This is a genomic window from Bacteroidota bacterium (assembly GCA_016718825.1).
In the GTDB taxonomy this organism is placed as follows: domain Bacteria; phylum Bacteroidota; class Bacteroidia; order J057; family JADKCL01; genus JADKCL01.
This window is the reverse complement of sequence record JADKCL010000067.1, coordinates 111,239-127,199: the sequence shown is the minus strand read 5'-3', so window position 1 is coordinate 127,199 and position 15,961 is coordinate 111,239. Positions and strand designations below refer to the sequence as shown.

Here is a 15,961-nt window from a genome sequence, read left to right as displayed (position 1 = left end):
GGCCCCCACCTGCCATGGCAGGACCGACCTTTCAAGCTCCAATTCGACAATTTTTGCATCGTGGTAATTTACGCAACCTCCTAGACATTGCCCACTTGCAACATGCCGATCACATACTTTGAATTTTTCCCGACGCGCATCGGCAAGCGCTGCCCGACATGCTGGAACTCGGCTTCGTGTTCGGATTCGTATTTGATTTCGACGACGATGGCCTCATCCTTGACCGGAAGACGGTTGGGTTCGTTGCGGGCATTAAAAGCATAACTGTGGATGGCGCGGTCGATGGTCAGGCGGAATTTGCCGTTGTAAGTGGCGTAGTAGCTGCGTTGGTACGTGTTGAGCAGACTCGGCGAAAGGCGAAGGGCTTTCAAAGTCGGCGCAACCTGCTGCGCAATGTCCATTTGCCACATGTTATCGATACCTGTTTTGGCAACCTGCATCAGCTGCAAACGGTCAGCAACTTCAAAGTCGTCAGCATCGACCACAAACTTCTGTCCGAGCAAATTGTCCTTGCATTTCATCTCCAAAACGGGGTCATGGGCAAACAAATGATCGTCTCCATACCACCGCAATCGCAGTTTTTGCCTTTGACCGACGCCTGCGAGATTTTCCTGGAAGAAATGCAATTCGTCGGTGTCAAAATAGATGTTGTTGACCTGCCGGTCGGGATGTAACCGCCTGAAGGACATCGGATGATCCCGCACAATTTGAAGGAGCTCAGGTAAACTCAGGTCCTCGACGCGGTATTTCCGTTCGTAACGCATCAGAATTTGCCTTCGATCGTTTTGCCTTCGAGAATCAGTTTGGACCCTTGTTGCAATACATGCAATTGCTTGTTGCCCTCGGCTTTGTACTTCTTGACGATGAACGTCCCGGGACCATATTCCGGCTTTTTCTGGTAGGCCGCGAATCCTTGCTCATTGTTGTAAAGCTCGATGTTTTCGATGGTCACCTGCGTAAGGTCCTTGGCTGCAATGCCGATGACCGAATTGCGGACCGTGGCGTTGAGGATGGTTGCGGTACACTCCTCCCCCATGCTGATGCCCTTGTCGCCTGCATTTTCAATCGTTGCGCTGACCACAGTAATCTTGCTGCCTGAGAAGTCCATCCCGTCATTGCCGGTATGCGAGAACATGGCATTGGTCAAGGTCCCGGTGCAAAAATCGGAGTCGAATCCATCGCCAAATGTGTAGCCGATGTAGGAGTCGTTGTAGGTAAAGACGCAGCGAATGGTGTTGAGGGCATCCTCACAATGGTTGTTGACGAAGCGGGCATGGTCAAAATAGCATTCCGATTCATACAAGGTCACGGCGCCGGTGAGGTTCCATCCGTTGTAATGCAGTGTATTCAGATTGTCGAATGCCACGTAGTGAAACTCCGACTTTGTGGGTGCTTGCAAGACCGTGAAGCCATTGGCGGAATGGTCGCTGCTCGTGACCAAGATCGGCTCCTCCTGCGTTCCAAACATGAGCACCTGCGACTTCGAAATGAATTTGGCCTTGTTGGTCAGGTCCAATTCGACGCCTTTTTCAAACCAGATTTGATAGCCGGGCGGGAACAACAAGTCTTGGCTTGTTTTGTATTTGCCCGACTTGAACGTCACGCGTTTGGTGCTGTCATTGACCTGGTAAATGGCATTGCTGGTGATTTTGAGGTCCTTGAACAAGGATTGCTCGGGCGTGAGTCCGCTGGGTTCCTCCCAAGGCATCACCTCTGCCGTGAACATACTGTCGATCCCGGGAACCTTGAAAAACACCCATTTGCCTTCTGCTGCGCTGTAGACATCGAGGTATTCGGCTGGGTATTCATTGTTGTAGGCATCGAGCAATTTTTCTTCGGAGAAAGGCGCATCCGATTTGTCTTGCTTTTTCCCGACCCCTGTCAAAATGACCGGCAGGCAATGAAAATTGTACACGCGGTAATGGTAGCCCCTGTCGGTCTTGCCTTGCAGAAATGCCTTGACAGAAGTTTTCTGCAAGGGGCTGCAGCAGCAAACGCAAGGATTTTGCCCGGTCAAAAAATGCCTTTCGGTCAAATTGGTAATCGGGCCATTCTTCTTGCAACACCCCTTCGTAGTAGGCGATCTGCGGCTCTATTTCGTTGTAAAAGGCATTGATGTAGGCCGGATCAGTGAATTTGAACAAGGTTCCTATGTAGAGTTCCAAGAATTTCGGATCGTGAAAAAAGCGCTCAAACATCATTTCGCGGTAGCCGGCCGACATGTAGCGGATGTTTCTGGAAAATCCGATGAAGGGCTTGTCAATCCACAAAAGGGGCCCCACGTCTGTAAATCCGTCGAAACCAATGGGTTCCAGTTTTGAAATCACGGGATTGTAGTACCATCGTTGGTTGTGCCAGATGAGGCCGTGCTGCGCATTCATCATATCGGTGACCGCAAAATAGCGGGCGACTTTGGCGGCATCGAATGTTTCCCAGACCGTCTTTTGGGCGGTTTTGTATTGCTCGACCAGTTTCAAGGCAATTTCGACCTGCCGCAACACGGCGCTGTCTTTCAAGGCCGCCTTCATTCCAAATGGGATCGAATTGGAGGATTTATAGGCCGGGATTTTTGTTTCGAAGTCATCCACTTCGTTGTCGATGGAGATCCCTTGCGCTTCCCATAGCCCCTCCTCATCAAACTTCAGGATCGGCCCCTCCCGGCGGCTGTTGTATTCGACGATCTGCTTCTCAAAATGCTCCTCATAGGCATAGAGGCCTTTGGAAACGCCATTGACTTTGAGCCGGATGAAGCCGTAACGCGGGGTAAGGATGTCTTCCTTGTCCAGCCACCGATGAAAAATCCATTCGCTGAGAAAATACCGGGTCTTGGGATTCTGGACAGAGAATGTCGTCATGCGGCGCCAAGCCTGCTCCTTGTCGAGCTGAATGCGGTAGGACCATTTGTCGCCCATGAGGTGGTCGGTCCAGTCGCCTTTCAATCGCAATTTTCCTTTGAATTCCTGTTTGCCTTCGAGGATTTTCACCTTGACCCAACCTTCTTCCTTGGCACTGAGGAGACCCGCCTTCATGGCCGCGTCACGTTGCTGCTGCAAGGAACTCATCCCCTTGTCGCCAATCACCAAGTCGATCGTCGTAATTTCATCTTCCGGTTTCAGGGTCGCCGGGGTGAATTCCTGTCCCGCCTTCACATGCCGCACAGCGAGGTCATCAAAATAGACCGGTGAGGCGCCGGGGTTCCAGGCATAAAATTTGAAAGTCCCTTCCTTCACATAGGTGGGCACGCGCACATGCACGGTCAGTTCCTCCCATTCCCCGTCTTGTTTGCCGGTCAGCGTCGCCTCCTTGTAAAATCCCCAGGAGCCGTCTGCGATCAAAAAGCCGGCATGCTCGGTGCTTTTGCGCCAGATGCTTGCCTCCAAGACATCCCCAGGTTGAAAGTCTGTACTTTGCCAGGTTGCGCCAAATTCCTGCTTGTCAAAAACCAGGCAACTGTGGGTCCCTGATCGTGCAACGCCTTCGGTTTGGGTTTGACCGTTGAAGAGCCGGACCCCATTCGCAAGAAAAAAAGTGCCATCAGCAGCTTTTTCAACAGTTTCCATGTCGCAGGCTATCACCGCCTGCGCACGCCACCGGTTCTTGAATTTCTTCCATCCAAAATAAGCTGCGGCAAGGAGCAAAACTGCGGCAAATGCCAACAGGCCCCTCCGCAACCAAATCTTGCTGCCGCGTTGCTGTTTTTGAATCCTCATACAGCAATGTTGCGTTGCTCGACCAATGAAATGGCAATATCAGGGGCCAATGCCGAGAGTTTTTGGCGGGCTTGGTCGATTTGCTGAATCGAATTGGCCTCCACGACATAGCTCAAGTCGAGTTGCTTCCCGTCGTCGTCGATGCGTTTCAATTCGACGAATGAAAACACTTCCGAGAGAATCTTGGTAATCGCGGCGAGGTCTTTGTGGCTCGTGCTCAGGTTGAGGTGCATGTTGTCGGCGGAGGTAAAGCTCGCGCGCTTGCGCAGCATCGCCTGCGTGAGCAGGAGCACGAAAATGATCAGAAATGCAAAAATGGCGATCCAGATTTCGCCAGCACCTGCTGCAACGCCAAGGCCGATGGTCAAAAACAGGTAGGTCAGTTCCTCCGGATCCTTGATGGCTGCGCGAAAACGCACGATGCTCAAGGCGCCCACCAAACCCAACGACAGCGCAATGGAGGTCTTGACAACAAAAATGATGAGCATGGTCGTGAGCGCGAGCGGAAGGAAATTCCTTGAAAATCGCCGGCGGTTGCTGACTGCGTTCCCGAATTTCGTGTAGAACATACCCAAGAGAAAGGCCAGGGCTGCAGTCACCAAGAAGTTGAGAACGAACTGAAAGTAGTTGAATTCGGAGAGGAATTGCGACTGCTCCGCGATGAACTGTTCAAATTTTTCCATGAAAAGATGCCACCCCGGCTTTGTTGAACGAAATGTAAACGATTTCCAACGCCAAATTTAGCGAATGGCGGATTGAGATTAAAACGAATAGGACATTTGTAATGGTCTTGAACGCCGTTTGCAGGAATCCATGGCATTTGGCATACAATTTGATTGATGTGTTGCAGGAGGCTGAAAGTTTACCTCCTACAACATCGCTCTTTGTCTTTCGTATGAATTGTAGGCGATTCCGCTAATTCGTGGAAAAGCTGTTACCTATTTTGCATTTGGTAATATAGATTTGTACTTAGGATTGAGCACTACTCGGTATTGAATATGAAAAACGTTACAAAATTTGCATTGATTCTGATGGCCCTGTTTATGATCGCCGGCGCGTCTGGCGTCAAGGCGCAGGCCGATGCACAGGGCATCCAGTTTTTTCACGGCACATTTGCCGAGGCACAAGCCAAGGCCAAGCGTGAAAACAAGCTCATCTTCATGGATGCCTACACATCATGGTGTGCACCATGTCGCTTCATGGCGGCCAACGTATTCACAGATCAATCCGTCGGCGAGTATTACAATGCCCACTTTGTGAACATTAAAGTGGACATGGAAAAAGGCGAAGGACCCGATTTGGGCCGCCGCTACAGCGTCATGGCTTATCCAACGCTGCTGTTCCTCGATGGCAACGGCGAAGTGAAATCCCGTGTGATGGGTGGCAAGCCAGCCTCTGAGTTCATCGCCCTCGGCCAAAAGGCCGTGAAGGCCAACTAAGTTTATCCGCTACCAAAATAGAAATGGGGCTGTGGTTATTCCGCAGCCCCATTTTCATTGATGTTTTCTTGAGAATCGATTACTTGCCGTACCAGGCAGCGACTTTTTCCCAGTTCACGACGTTCCAGAATGCGTTGATGTAGTCTGGACGGCGGTTTTGGTAGTGGAGGTAATAGGCATGCTCCCAGACATCCAAGCCGAGGATCGGCGTACCGGTGCCGGGCTCCATCAGGGCATTGTCCTGATTGGGGGTGCTCGTCACGGTCAAAGCACCATCCTTGCCTTTGATCAACCAAGCCCAGCCGGAGCCGAAACGTGTTGCTGCAGCAGCATTGAATTTGGTCTTGAAATCTGCGAATGAACCGAAGTCACGTGCAATCGCTGCTGCGAGTGCGCCGGTTGGTTCGCCGCCGCCCGTTGGGCTCAGGACTTCCCAAAAGAGGTTGTGGTTCCAGAATCCGCCACCATTGTTGCGGATGGCAGGTGCGCCGCTCAAGGCAGTCGCCAAAATTTCCTCAATGGTTTTGCCAGCGAGGTCGGTGCCTTCGATGGCGGCATTGAGGTTGTTGGTATAGGCCGCGTGGTGCTTGGAGTGGTGAATCTCCATCGTGCGGGCGTCGATGTGCGGCTCAAGCGCGTCATACGCGTAAGGCAATGCAGGAAGTGTAAAAGCCATAAGTCAATTCTTTTCTTGTAGTAAAAACCATGATGGATAGGCCATCGAAACCAGACGCAAAATACGACCCCCGCCGCGGATTAGAAAACAAAGAATCCAATTCACGCGACAGCGGATTTACATTCGCTTCCAGCTTCTAAACATCCGCCCGCTGAATATGTTTGCAGCGCGAGGTCCTTCGTTACGGATTTGTCTTCATCTTTGGGAGGAGGTCATCCATGAGAAGGTTTGTTTTCATCCTATCCGTGTTTTTATTGATTGCCGCCGGCGTTGGTGCCTGCAGTTCGCCCTACCGTGTGCACAAACGCGTCGCGCACCGCGCGGCGAAGCATGTGACCAAACCACCGATGACGATTCTGGATTTTTCGAGGCGGGGATGTGGGTGTAAGTAGGATTGGGTGGGATCGAAATCCTATGAACATATTGATAATGACCCACGTGAAAGTCGTTCAGTGAGCATAGTTGTTTGTAATGTGTACAAAATCAAATTGTTGCCGGTTAGGGGTAAAGCCAGGGACAGGTTTGGTTGGGATCCTCGAGATCCCTACAACAACTCAAATTCACTCCCCAGCCCTTCACTGACCCCCAACAAAAAAAGCGCCCGGAGGCGCTTTTTCTATTTCTTATTTGATCGCAAAATCAAACTGTGTGACCTTGAAGGCTTCCTTCGGAATCTTGTAGCTCACCTCAAAATCTTTCAAGGCTGGCAATTCGCCTTTGAGCTTGGCGACCACGTCTTTGTGGTCTTTCAGCTGCAGATCCTTGGCCAATGGGCGGCTCAGGTTGGAAAGCAGTTTCCAGCTCGGGAGCACGTCGTTGATGTTTTCGACGGTGCGCCAGCGGTCCACGGCAACGGCAGCCTTGTCGAGGCGGCTCTTGGGGAGGCGCATCCACATTTCGGGTGTCATTTGCGTGATCTGCTTGGCCATTTTGGTGTATTGGGCCTTGCCGTCTTCGTTGATGTAGGTGCTTTCGGCTTCAATTTCCATTGCGGCAGGCAATACGACATCGAGCTTTTCCATACCGGGCACGTGGTGCGTGGCATGCGCGATGATCGTCATTGCATCCAACTTGGCAGGTGCGATCGCCTTCAGGGCCTCGGTGTCTTCGAGCATGTAGATGAATTTGTATTCACCTTCATGGAAGCGCTTGAGCAAATCGCTCAGACGGAGCGGCTCCATGCCGAGCAGTTCACATCCTTTGGCATTGGGGCTGCGGTCGTCGCGGCGCAGGAGGCTGTCGCCCCATCCTTTTTCCTCGTGCGTCAGGTAAAACACCTTGTGGTTGGGGCTGACCTTTTTGGCAAGCGTCTTCAAAGCGTAGTTGCTTTCCAGCGAAGCCCGCGAGGAACCGATGAAATGGACGGTTCCTTCGAATTTCTTGATCAATTCGGCAGCTTTTTCAACGGCCTTGTCGATGTCGACCGGCACGTCGCCCTTGGTGCGCGCACCGGAGAGGCGGTTTTCGTTGAATTTTTGGATGTCGAGGCGACCTGCGTCGCACATCCAATATTGATTAACCTCGGCGTTGTCGCGTGGGGTGAGGCGCATGACTTTGTTGTCACGGACCCAGACGTCGATGTTGCAGCCTTTGGCGCAGCCGGTGCAAACACCAGGCGTGTAGGCCATTTCCCAAACCCTTGCCTTGAACCTGAAATCCTTGCTCGTGAGCGCACCCACAGGGCAGATATCGATCGTGTTCATGGAGTACGGATCGTCGAAAATCTCGCCGGGACCCGTGCTCGGGTAGTTTTTCTCGCCTCTGCCGATGATGGAAAGCTGGGCGGTCTTGCTGATTTCCTCGGTGAAGCGCACGCAGCGTGTGCAGTTGATGCAACGCTCGGCATCGAGGACCACGTTGGGGCCGAGTTCGACGCGCTTGGGTTTGTGCACCTTGGAAGATTCGTAGCGCGAACCTTCAGGACCATATTTATAGGTCCATATTTGGAGCGGACATTCGCCGGCTTGGTCGCAAATCGGGCAATCGAGGGGGTGGTTGATGAGCATGTATTCCAACACGCCCTCCTGATATTCCTTGACCGTCGCGCTGCTTGCGCTTGTTTTCACCACCATGTTGGGCGAAAGCGGCGTATTGCAGGCAGTCGCGGGTTTGCGGCCCCAATTCACGATCAATTGACCGCTTTCATCGTATTTCAGTGCCCCCGTGGCACGGTCAGTGGCGGGGAAACCGACATCCACCAAGCACATGCGGCAATTGGTGGGGATGCTCATGGCTGGATGGTAACAGAAATAGGGAATCTCGACACCATGGTCGAGGGCAAACTGGAGCAACATCGGCTGCCCTTCGTAAGAAAATGCCTTCCCGTCGATCGTAATCTGTGGCATGCGAATACCGGATTTGAACACAAACAATTGAGGAGCCAAATTTAGGGGTTTTTCGATAGGAACAAACAAAATGCCGCGAATCAGACGGCCAAAACCGACAAAGCAATTCGACCATGACAACCGCTTCCATCCGCCCGTTGGAAAAAAAATTCGTTCCAATGCCCTCGAAATGTATTTTTGCGCGATGCTGTTCAGTTTGGTCATTCCCACCTACAACAATCTGCCTGAGCTGAAAAACTGTCTCGCGGCATTGGATCGGATCGGGAGGAATGATTTTGAGGTCCTCGTGGCGGTCGACGGCTCCACCGACGGCACCTTGGAATGGCTTTCGCTGGCGAATTTCCACTTTCCCTTGCAGTATTTTTCGCATCCGAATCTGGAAAACCGGGGCCGATCAGCGACGCGCAACCTGACGCTGAGCCATATCCGGGGAACCTATACCGTATTTATGGACTCCGACATGGAGGCTGCGCCAGATTTGTTGGATCAGCATTTGCGGATCTTGGAACGGGGAAATTCGATTTCCATTGGCACAGTGACCTACCGCAACCGCGCCAACAATCTATGGGTTCGCTATTCGAGCGAACGCGGGGTGGCGAAATACGACGACGGTGCGACGGTACCTTTCAATTATTTCATCACTCCGAATACGGCGTTGCCTTCCATCTATTTCAAGGAATGCCAGGGTTTTGACGAAGCCATCAGCCGCTATGGTGGCGAGGACATGGAGCTCGGTTACCGGATTCACCGGCAATTCACGCCGAGATTTTATTTCAATGCGGAAGCCGTGGTCACCACGACACAACCCAAAACGCTGGAGGAAGCCCTCCCGCAGTTGCAGGAATACGGTGCAACCGGCCTGCGCTACATCACCCAAAAATGGCCCGAACTCAACCATATCTATTGGGTGCATCGCTGCAACAGCCGAAAAGTCGGCGACCTCATTTTCCGGTTTCTGACCAAACCTTTCTTCCAGAAAATCGCTTGGTGGTTCCTTCGGTGGACGCCATTTGCCGTGCAAAAGCCCTTGATCAACTACCTTGTGATCAGCGCCGTACACAAAGGTTACCGGGAAGGCACGTTTTGAGTTTTCCGGGTCGAATCAGCTTTGGATTCGTCCCGCAGCCTAGAAAATCACCGCAACGGGCAATCTTCGCAACGCAGTTCAGCTTTGAATTTTTTGCAGCATTTTTTCCGTTTGCCACAAATGTCGCCTTGAACCGGCTGATTGACAGCGGGCTTCTTGCCATACAGGGCGGCGAGGCGGTCTGGATCCAGCAACGACATCCGTCAAAGATAATGAATGCCGACAAGACCCAAAGTCCCTGAAACAAATCCGCCGAATCTCGCCTGCATCTGATTCGCCCCAAGAAAAGAAAACAAATTGCCGCCTCAATTTTCTATTTTTGCCCGATGCCGGAATTGGGCCAATCACCAAATTCAAGGAAGCATGAAACGCTACCCCTTTATTGTCAAGGACATCGAGCGCTGGGACGACGACAGCGAATTTGAAGGCATGGTCAAAGGCTCCATCGGCCGCATGGAAATCAATGCCCGCTACGTCATGAGTCCGGAGGAATTGGCCAAATACCCGGTCGGTTCCGTGGAGGAAGTGCTGCTCGAAATCGAAATTTCTGGCAGCAACATGGAAGTTGTCGATGAGGAGGAACGCTTTCTGGAACCTGGAGACGGGCACAACTACACCATTCAAGGCAAGGTCATCGACATGAACGACCATAGCATGCTCGTGCGCAGCAGCATCGACATGGCCGTGGCGATTGCCGAATTTCCGCCAGTCACCGAAACGGGTCATGAAGTGGAGGTCGGCGATATGATTTGGGTTTACGGCGAAATGAACATCGTCTTCGATCCGGAGAAATACGACAATACCTACTGGGAATAAGGCATTTGCCTTCGCATTCACCTAAAAAAACTTGAGCGAAGCTGCAGCATCCTTGAATTCACCTGACCGGCAGTTCATGCGGACTTGGCTGCCGCTGTTGGTTGTGCTCTCCGCCGCGTTTGCCTGGGCCTATTTTTTCTATTTTCAATCCGAATTGCCGCCTTTTGAGGATGCCGCAATGCTGTTGCGGTATTCCGACCACCTTGCGCAAGGCCACGGAATCGTCTGGAACATTGGCGAGGCACCGGTAGACGGCGCGACGGACTTTTTGTTCATGGTGATGGTGGCCGGGCTTGCAAAACTCGGATTGAATGTGGCGACGGCAGCCCGATTATTGGGTCTGACGGCACATTTCCTCACGGTGGCATTCGTCTATCGCATGCACATTCGAAGAGGGAACGGAACGGCGCTTGCGGCGGGAATCAGCGCCCTGATCGTGGCCACCGGCCCGGGATTGAACTATTGCGAGGCGTTGTTTGGGACAAGCGTGTTTGCCTTTGCCGGCTTGGTGACCTATTCGTTTTTCCTACGGTTGATGGAGGACGAATCCCGCCCAGGACTCACGACGGGTTTTGCGGTTGCAGGAATTTTGACCGGATTGATCCGCCCGGAGGGCGTTGTATTGGTCATCGGAATGCTGGCAAGCCTGCTTTGGTATCTGCGGGGCCCCATTCGCAAGCAGCTCATCCAACGCTTTCTCCTCCTGTTTTGCATTCCCGGATTGATCTATTTCATCTGGCATTGGGTCTACTTCGGCCGGCCGCTCCCAAATCCATTCTACGTCAAGGGCAAAGGCAATCTTTACCTGTCAAGTCTCAAGGCTTCGTTTGTCGGCGTGGTCAAAATGGGCGGCATCCTGTTGCCGATCATGGCTTGGGCGGCATGGAAAAAAGACGCGCGGCGCAAAACGATGCTGTTGTATGCGCCCATCGTACTGTTTGCGGTGGCTTGGATCCTGATGTCCAATGCGATGAACTTCTCCAACCGCTTTCAATACATCCTCATGCCGATCATGTGGGTCGCTTGGTTGCCCATCGTTGAAATGATGCGTCCGGGATTCACCTTTCGTGGAAAATGGTTGATTGCAGGTATTCCGCTCGCAGTTTTGATGCTTGCCTTTCAATGGTTTGTCTATGCCCGCGAACCCCGCATCCACCAAGATGGGCGCGCCGAACTCGGAAAAGCACTGCGCCCATGGAAATCCAAAGGCTATACGATGGCCATTACCGAAGCTGGCAACCTTCCCTTCTTCAGCGAATGGAAAGCCATCGACACCTGGGGCCTCAATGACAAAACGGTTGCGCGCCAAGGGATCATCGGCGAATGGTACCTGGATGAATACCGTCCCGCGCTTTTTATGATCCATGACTATTGGTCTCCCGGGATTCCAAAAATCAACGATGGTTCGCAATGGATGGCGATGACGAATACCTTGGAAGGCTATTTGCGTTTCAACAACTACAAAATGGTGGCCTGTTGGGGCCGCGAGCCGCAGAGTACACATTTCTACTATCTGCGTTCCGACCTGCCCGACTTCGACAGTCTACAACAACTGATCTCCGAATTTCCCTACATCTGGTATGAGGATGGCTACCCGGCCGAGAATTTTTTGCAGGTGGACTAAGGAATGGGGAACTTTGCCGCGGCTAATGGGTTTTGAAGGCATGAGAGTATTCTGGAAAGTATTGTTTTGGGTGGGAATCGCGGGATTCGGCAACCTGCAAGCGCAAAATTGCGAAGGCGAATTCAAAACCTGGTCCCTTCCCGGATCGAAACCGACTTTCCTCACGCTGATCACCGGCTACAACGATCAACCGTCGAAGGCCTTTTGGGAATCAACTGTCGGCGCGCTACAAAAAGACTCCGAAGGCAAGCTGGGCCCGTTGGCGACGGCATACCTCTTTGCAGGGAAACCGGCCGAAGCCTCCAAGCTGCTTGCGGCCAACCTTGCAGCGTTCAAGAATGATTCCACGATCGACTCTTCCCTGAACGTCAACTTGCTCACGGATGTAGAAGTCGGCGCCATGGCGGCACTTGCGGAAGGCAAGCTCAAGGAAGCAAGCGCGCTGCTTGCCCATGCGAGCGCGATCCCGACGATGCCCAATCCCTGCCGGATTCGCACGGAGCAGTTGCTCGTGAGCTACCTGCAGGCCTACGGCATGGATGCACCGCTTTTCCCGCATTTCAACAGCGGATTTTACAACTACCTCGAAGACTCCTTGCGCTGGAAACCCAAGGCACCGGATGGCAACGGCTATTTGATGGCTTTGAATGTCGTCGCACTCGCGTTTCGGATCGATCAGCAACGGCAGCCGCTCTATTTGGAACTGCTCGGCGACTTGCTCAGTAAGGAGCCCAACCGCTTCAACGCCAACTACATGGCGTCGCTCGCCTACATGCGCGCAGGGATGCTCGCGGGCGGAACGGCCAAAGAAGTCTATGACCGCAAGGCGATTTTTGCTTTGGAAGCACCGCGCCAAGCCGAGTACCGCTTCAACCAATACCGCTTCACGCAACTGCAAAAGGCATTGCAAGAAGATGTCGATTCGGCAGCAGCACGCAACGCCGTCCATGCAGCCGCCGAAGCTGCGGCCATTCAAGGCAATGCTGATCCACTCGCAAGATTTGGCGGAAAATTTTCTACCGAACTGATCTCATCGACGTTTGAAGAAGGCGATCCGGGCAAATTGGCGGCCATTCTGAAAAAATCCAGAAGTCAAATCGAAGACAGGCTCAACGAAAACAAGCGCTACGCAGGCGATGTCGACCTCAAGAAGGAGGTCAAAAAAGATGGCCGATTCAACGCATTTGCCTTGTTTTTGATTTTGACGATTGTGGCAGCCATCGTACTCATCTGGCGGAAAGTGCGCAAGGGATCGGCAGCCTGACCTTCAACGCTGCACTTGCTTTTTTCAGGAATTCGGTATATTTTCGGATTACTTGAACAATACACTATGAAAATATTCCTCGGAGGTACCTGCAACAACAGCCAATGGCGCGAAGAACTGATTCCTGATCTGCGGATGGATTATTACAATCCGATCGTGCCGGTATGGACCGAGGCGGCTTACCAACAGGAGCTTGTCGAGCGCCAAAACTGCGACATCTGCCTGTATGTGATCACGCCCAAAGCTGAAGGATTTTATTCCATTGCTGAAGTTGCCGACGATTCCAACAAACGCCCCGAAAAGACCGTGATGTGCCTGCTTACCGAAGACGACGGACTTCATTGGCAGCCGCATCAACTCAAATCTTTGCGCAAAGTGGGCAAACTGATCGCTGACAACGGTGGCTTTTTCTGCGAAGGAATGGATTCGCTCAAGGAATATCTCGGCACCAAGGAAGGCGCGATGGCTTCGAGCTATAATTGAGCCGCAGACACTACAAATTGATCTTCAGATCTAGTTCAGCGGGAATGTCGTTGTAACGCCTTGGCGGTTGAACTACTTGATCCCCGGCAAGCCTGAAAACTTCCGGACACCCTTGATGAAGTATTGCCAAACGATACTATTGGGATAATAGCCGGCTTGAGGCTTGGGGATTTTCGGGCAAGTCCTTGTAGGTGCGTTTCCGAGCCTTCATCCAATACCCGAAGGCAAAGAATATAGCCCAATGCGCCTTCAAAATTGCCCAGATGGTTTTGAAATCGAATTGCACCAAGGCCTTGGTCGCCCATACGCCGTCCAAAACCAGCCGAAAATAGAATTTGTACCAAACCTGACTTGCCGGAAAATTCTTGAGCAAGGTCGCAATGCTGTTGTGGGCATTGAGATAGGTCTTGCGCGGGTTGCTTTTGGGCAAGGTACCGCCGCCCAAGTGCCAAGCAACCGACTTGGGCTGATACATCACTTTGTAGCCGAAGTTATTCGCCCGCCAGCAGAAATCGATTTCCTCCATATGGGCAAAAAAGCGGTCTTCAAACAGGCCGATGCGGTCCGTGACCGACTTGCGCACCATCATGCAGGCGCCGGTGGTCCACATTAAAGGATGTGCAGTTTCGTATTGTCCGAGGTCGACCTCGTTGCTTTCAAAGATGCGGCCCCGCGTAAACGGGTAGCCGAGTACATCGACATAGCCGCCGGCAGCGCCGGCATATTCAAAGTGATCGCGCTGCTGAAACGACAACAATTTGGGCTGCACTGCGGCAATCTGCGCATCCGATTCCATCATTTCCACGAGCGGACCCAGCCAATCGGGATGCACTTCGACGTCGTTGTTGAGCAAGACGTAGTAGGGCGACGTCACATGCGGCAGCGCCATGTTGTTGCCAGTCGTGAAGCCGTAATTTTTGTCCAGTGGCAAGGTCTCGACGGTCGGATAGTGCTGCGCGAGAAACGGCAAGCTTTCGTCCAACGAACCGTTGTCAACCACCAAAACCTTGAAATTGGGATAAGTTGTCGCCATTACAGACGGCAGGAATTGCTCCAGGAAGCTCTTCCCGTTCCAATTCAGGATCACAATGGTGACAGCAGGTAACATTTTCAAGCTTATCGGCCAAATTGGCTCATGTCCATTCCGGGAATGTTGGGCATGAAGTTGTTACTGACGCGTCCAATTTCTTCGCGGGCAACATTTTCTGCCGCTTCCATGGCCTTGTTGACGGCCGCGGCGATCAAATCCTCCATGATTTCCTTGTCATTGCGGTCCATCAAATCGGCATCCACAGTGATTTTGAGGATTTTGCGGTTGGCATTCGCAGTGACGACGACCATTCCTCCCCCTGACTCTGCAGTGATGGTGATTTCGTCCAGACGCTGACGTGCGCGCTCCATTTCGGATTGCATTTCTTTGAGTTTGCCCATCAAGTCCAAGGGATTGAACATAGAGAATCGTAGATTTTAATTGGTGTATTGAATGAAAATCCAAAGTTAATGAATTTGAATGCCTCCGAGGACAGAACTTTTGCCTTGTCGGGCCAGCTATTGGAGTTTTTTTGAAAGAATCGAATCCTCCTGCGGCTTCCGTTTCCAGCGGCGGTGCGACCACAACCAATCTGTCGGATTTGCGCGAATGATTTCCTCCAGCATCGCGACATGACGGTCCGTGAGGGTGTAGCTGTTTTCCTTGGAATAGGGCAAAAGGTCTTCGTGCTGCACCTTGCGTAAAGTCACGGCATAGTGTCCCCGCTTTTCCCTGCGAATGTCAAAGTAGTAGAGCGGCACGTTCATTTTCAGGCAAATGGTCGCGATGCCGAGTTGCACCGCCGCGGGCCGGCCGAGCAAGGGCGTGAAATAGAGTTTGGGCTGCGGATTGGGAACCTGATCGCCCAAAAAGGCAATGTAACAGGGCTTTTGCAGGCGAGTCAAGCTTTCGCGGTAGGTCTGCTCCATCGTGATCATTTCGTTGCCCAACCGACAGCGGATGTGCAGCATCAAAGCATCGGCTAGCCTGCTGCTTTGCGTTTTGTACACGCCGACTGTGCCAAACGGCAGATGCAAACCCATTCCTGCGCCCAGCCATTCCCAATTTGCAAAATGCCCGAAGATCGCGATGCCGCCCCCGCCATGGGCGACCATTTCGCCGATGACTTCAGGATTCACATGCCGCACGCGCCGCTTGAGATTTGCCGCCGACATGCTCAGCAGCTTCAGTGATTCCATCACCACATCGCTCAGATTGAGGTAGAAGCCTTTGGCGATGCGTTGAATTTCCGATTCGGTTTTTTCGGGAAAGGACTGCCGCAGATTGTCCAACACCACCTTGCGCCGGTAACCCAAAACCCTGAACAACAACCAAGCCAATACGGAAGCTTGAAGGTGCAAAACCGGCATCGGCAGCAAACTCCAACAATACAGCAGCGCCTTGACAGGATAATATGTGACCGGAACTTTCAGGTGGACTGATGCTTTCTGCGAATCCGCTGTTGGGAAACGGGACAGAATTCCCTC

At 52.4% G+C, this 15,961-nt stretch carries 17 protein-coding genes; 7 read left to right on the top strand and 10 right to left on the bottom strand.

What is annotated here, in order from left to right; translation table 11 throughout:
• Window positions 1-80: 80 nt before the first annotated feature.
• From IPN95_30935 to IPN95_30920, 4 genes are read right to left on the bottom strand one after another with little or no spacing between them, the layout of a single operon-like run.
• A complete protein-coding gene (locus IPN95_30935) occupies window positions 81-764 on the bottom strand; it encodes a VTC domain-containing protein (GenBank protein MBK9453731.1) in 684 nt (227 codons plus the stop codon).
• Window positions 764-1,828: a right-handed parallel beta-helix repeat-containing protein gene (locus IPN95_30930; protein MBK9453730.1), complete on the bottom strand. Its 1,065-nt coding sequence runs from the start codon at window positions 1,826-1,828 to the stop codon at window positions 764-766. Before IPN95_30930 ends, IPN95_30935 begins: the two co-directional genes overlap by 1 nt.
• The gene (locus IPN95_30925) at window positions 1,806-3,710 is read right to left on the bottom strand and encodes a CotH kinase family protein (GenBank protein MBK9453729.1); all 1,905 of its coding nucleotides are present in this window, start codon (window positions 3,708-3,710) and stop codon (window positions 1,806-1,808) included. Before IPN95_30925 ends, IPN95_30930 begins: the two co-directional genes overlap by 23 nt.
• Window positions 3,707-4,393: a DUF4956 domain-containing protein gene (locus tag IPN95_30920; protein ID MBK9453728.1), complete on the bottom strand. Its 687-nt coding sequence runs from the start codon at window positions 4,391-4,393 to the stop codon at window positions 3,707-3,709. The genes IPN95_30925 and IPN95_30920 overlap by 4 nt, the downstream gene beginning before the upstream one ends.
• Window positions 4,394-4,741: 348 nt before the next feature.
• Here IPN95_30920 and IPN95_30915 point away from each other — a divergent pair, with 348 nt between their 5' ends.
• Entirely contained in the window at window positions 4,742-5,149 is a 408-nt protein-coding gene (locus IPN95_30915; protein MBK9453727.1) for a DUF255 domain-containing protein, read from the top strand.
• 79 nt (window positions 5,150-5,228) lie between these two features.
• On the opposite strand, the gene IPN95_30910 is transcribed toward IPN95_30915, so the two are convergent.
• Window positions 5,229-5,825: a superoxide dismutase gene (locus tag IPN95_30910; GenBank protein ID MBK9453726.1), complete on the bottom strand. Its 597-nt coding sequence runs from the start codon at window positions 5,823-5,825 to the stop codon at window positions 5,229-5,231.
• A gap of 218 nt (window positions 5,826-6,043) precedes the next feature.
• Between IPN95_30910 and IPN95_30905 the strand changes: the two genes are divergently transcribed.
• The gene (locus IPN95_30905) at window positions 6,044-6,217 is read left to right on the top strand and encodes a hypothetical protein (GenBank protein ID MBK9453725.1); all 174 of its coding nucleotides are present in this window, start codon (window positions 6,044-6,046) and stop codon (window positions 6,215-6,217) included.
• 231 nt (window positions 6,218-6,448) lie between these two features.
• Here IPN95_30905 and IPN95_30900 read toward each other — a convergent pair whose 3' ends face one another.
• On the bottom strand, window positions 6,449-8,170 hold the full coding sequence (locus IPN95_30900) for a 2Fe-2S iron-sulfur cluster binding domain-containing protein (protein ID MBK9453724.1): 1,722 nt from the start codon (window positions 8,168-8,170) through the stop codon (window positions 6,449-6,451).
• 184 nt (window positions 8,171-8,354) lie between these two features.
• On the opposite strand from IPN95_30900, the gene IPN95_30895 reads away from it, so the two are divergent.
• A complete protein-coding gene (locus IPN95_30895; protein MBK9453723.1) occupies window positions 8,355-9,257 on the top strand; it encodes a glycosyltransferase in 903 nt (300 codons plus the stop codon).
• A gap of 47 nt (window positions 9,258-9,304) precedes the next feature.
• On the opposite strand, the gene IPN95_30890 is transcribed toward IPN95_30895, so the two are convergent.
• Window positions 9,305-9,457: a hypothetical protein gene (locus tag IPN95_30890; protein ID MBK9453722.1), complete on the bottom strand. Its 153-nt coding sequence runs from the start codon at window positions 9,455-9,457 to the stop codon at window positions 9,305-9,307.
• Window positions 9,458-9,620: 163 nt separating this feature from the next.
• On the opposite strand from IPN95_30890, the gene IPN95_30885 reads away from it, so the two are divergent.
• From IPN95_30885 to IPN95_30870, 4 genes are all read left to right on the top strand, one after another.
• Window positions 9,621-10,073 carry a hypothetical protein gene (locus IPN95_30885; GenBank protein MBK9453721.1) on the top strand — a complete coding sequence of 151 codons (453 nt, stop codon included), beginning with the start codon at window positions 9,621-9,623 and terminating at the stop codon, window positions 10,071-10,073.
• Window positions 10,074-10,104: 31 nt separating this feature from the next.
• Complete coding sequence (locus tag IPN95_30880; GenBank protein MBK9453720.1) at window positions 10,105-11,697, top strand: hypothetical protein; 1,593 nt, start codon at window positions 10,105-10,107, stop codon at window positions 11,695-11,697.
• Between the two features lie 40 nt (window positions 11,698-11,737).
• Window positions 11,738-12,961, top strand: a complete 1,224-nt coding sequence (locus IPN95_30875; GenBank protein MBK9453719.1) for a hypothetical protein — start codon at window positions 11,738-11,740, stop codon at window positions 12,959-12,961.
• Window positions 12,962-13,027: 66 nt separating this feature from the next.
• Window positions 13,028-13,444: a hypothetical protein gene (locus IPN95_30870; GenBank protein ID MBK9453718.1), complete on the top strand. Its 417-nt coding sequence runs from the start codon at window positions 13,028-13,030 to the stop codon at window positions 13,442-13,444.
• Window positions 13,445-13,580: 136 nt separating this feature from the next.
• Here IPN95_30870 and IPN95_30865 read toward each other — a convergent pair whose 3' ends face one another.
• The 3 genes from IPN95_30865 to IPN95_30855 all read right to left on the bottom strand — a co-directional run bounded on the left by IPN95_30865 (window position 13,581) and on the right by IPN95_30855 (window position 15,955).
• A complete protein-coding gene (locus IPN95_30865; protein ID MBK9453717.1) occupies window positions 13,581-14,552 on the bottom strand; it encodes a glycosyltransferase family 2 protein in 972 nt (323 codons plus the stop codon).
• A gap of 8 nt (window positions 14,553-14,560) precedes the next feature.
• Entirely contained in the window at window positions 14,561-14,896 is a 336-nt protein-coding gene (locus IPN95_30860; protein ID MBK9453716.1) for a YbaB/EbfC family nucleoid-associated protein, read from the bottom strand.
• 96 nt (window positions 14,897-14,992) lie between these two features.
• Window positions 14,993-15,955 carry a hypothetical protein gene (locus tag IPN95_30855; GenBank protein ID MBK9453715.1) on the bottom strand — a complete coding sequence of 321 codons (963 nt, stop codon included), beginning with the start codon at window positions 15,953-15,955 and terminating at the stop codon, window positions 14,993-14,995.
• Window positions 15,956-15,961 lie beyond the last annotated feature (6 nt).

Bases quoted from the DNA above. Each gene is read 5' to 3' on its own strand.
- IPN95_30920 (MBK9453728.1), bottom strand. From the start codon at position 4,393: ATGGAAAAATTTGAACAGTTCATCGCGGAGCAGTCGCAATTCCTCTCC.
- IPN95_30860 (MBK9453716.1), bottom strand. From the start codon at position 14,896: ATGTTCAATCCCTTGGACTTGATGGGCAAACTCAAAGAAATGCAATCC.
- IPN95_30885 (MBK9453721.1), top strand. From the start codon at position 9,621: ATGAAACGCTACCCCTTTATTGTCAAGGACATCGAGCGCTGGGACGAC.
- IPN95_30890 (MBK9453722.1), bottom strand. From the start codon at position 9,457: ATGTCGTTGCTGGATCCAGACCGCCTCGCCGCCCTGTATGGCAAGAAG.
- IPN95_30895 (MBK9453723.1), top strand. From the start codon at position 8,355: ATGCTGTTCAGTTTGGTCATTCCCACCTACAACAATCTGCCTGAGCTG.
- IPN95_30935 (MBK9453731.1), bottom strand. From the start codon at position 764: ATGCGTTACGAACGGAAATACCGCGTCGAGGACCTGAGTTTACCTGAG.
- IPN95_30910 (MBK9453726.1), bottom strand. From the start codon at position 5,825: ATGGCTTTTACACTTCCTGCATTGCCTTACGCGTATGACGCGCTTGAG.
- IPN95_30905 (MBK9453725.1), top strand. From the start codon at position 6,044: ATGAGAAGGTTTGTTTTCATCCTATCCGTGTTTTTATTGATTGCCGCC.
- IPN95_30865 (MBK9453717.1), bottom strand. From the start codon at position 14,552: ATGTTACCTGCTGTCACCATTGTGATCCTGAATTGGAACGGGAAGAGC.
- IPN95_30870 (MBK9453718.1), top strand. From the start codon at position 13,028: ATGAAAATATTCCTCGGAGGTACCTGCAACAACAGCCAATGGCGCGAA.
- IPN95_30925 (MBK9453729.1), bottom strand. From the start codon at position 3,710: ATGAGGATTCAAAAACAGCAACGCGGCAGCAAGATTTGGTTGCGGAGG.
- IPN95_30875 (MBK9453719.1), top strand. From the start codon at position 11,738: ATGAGAGTATTCTGGAAAGTATTGTTTTGGGTGGGAATCGCGGGATTC.
- IPN95_30915 (MBK9453727.1), top strand. From the start codon at position 4,742: ATGGCCCTGTTTATGATCGCCGGCGCGTCTGGCGTCAAGGCGCAGGCC.
- IPN95_30900 (MBK9453724.1), bottom strand. From the start codon at position 8,170: ATGCCACAGATTACGATCGACGGGAAGGCATTTTCTTACGAAGGGCAG.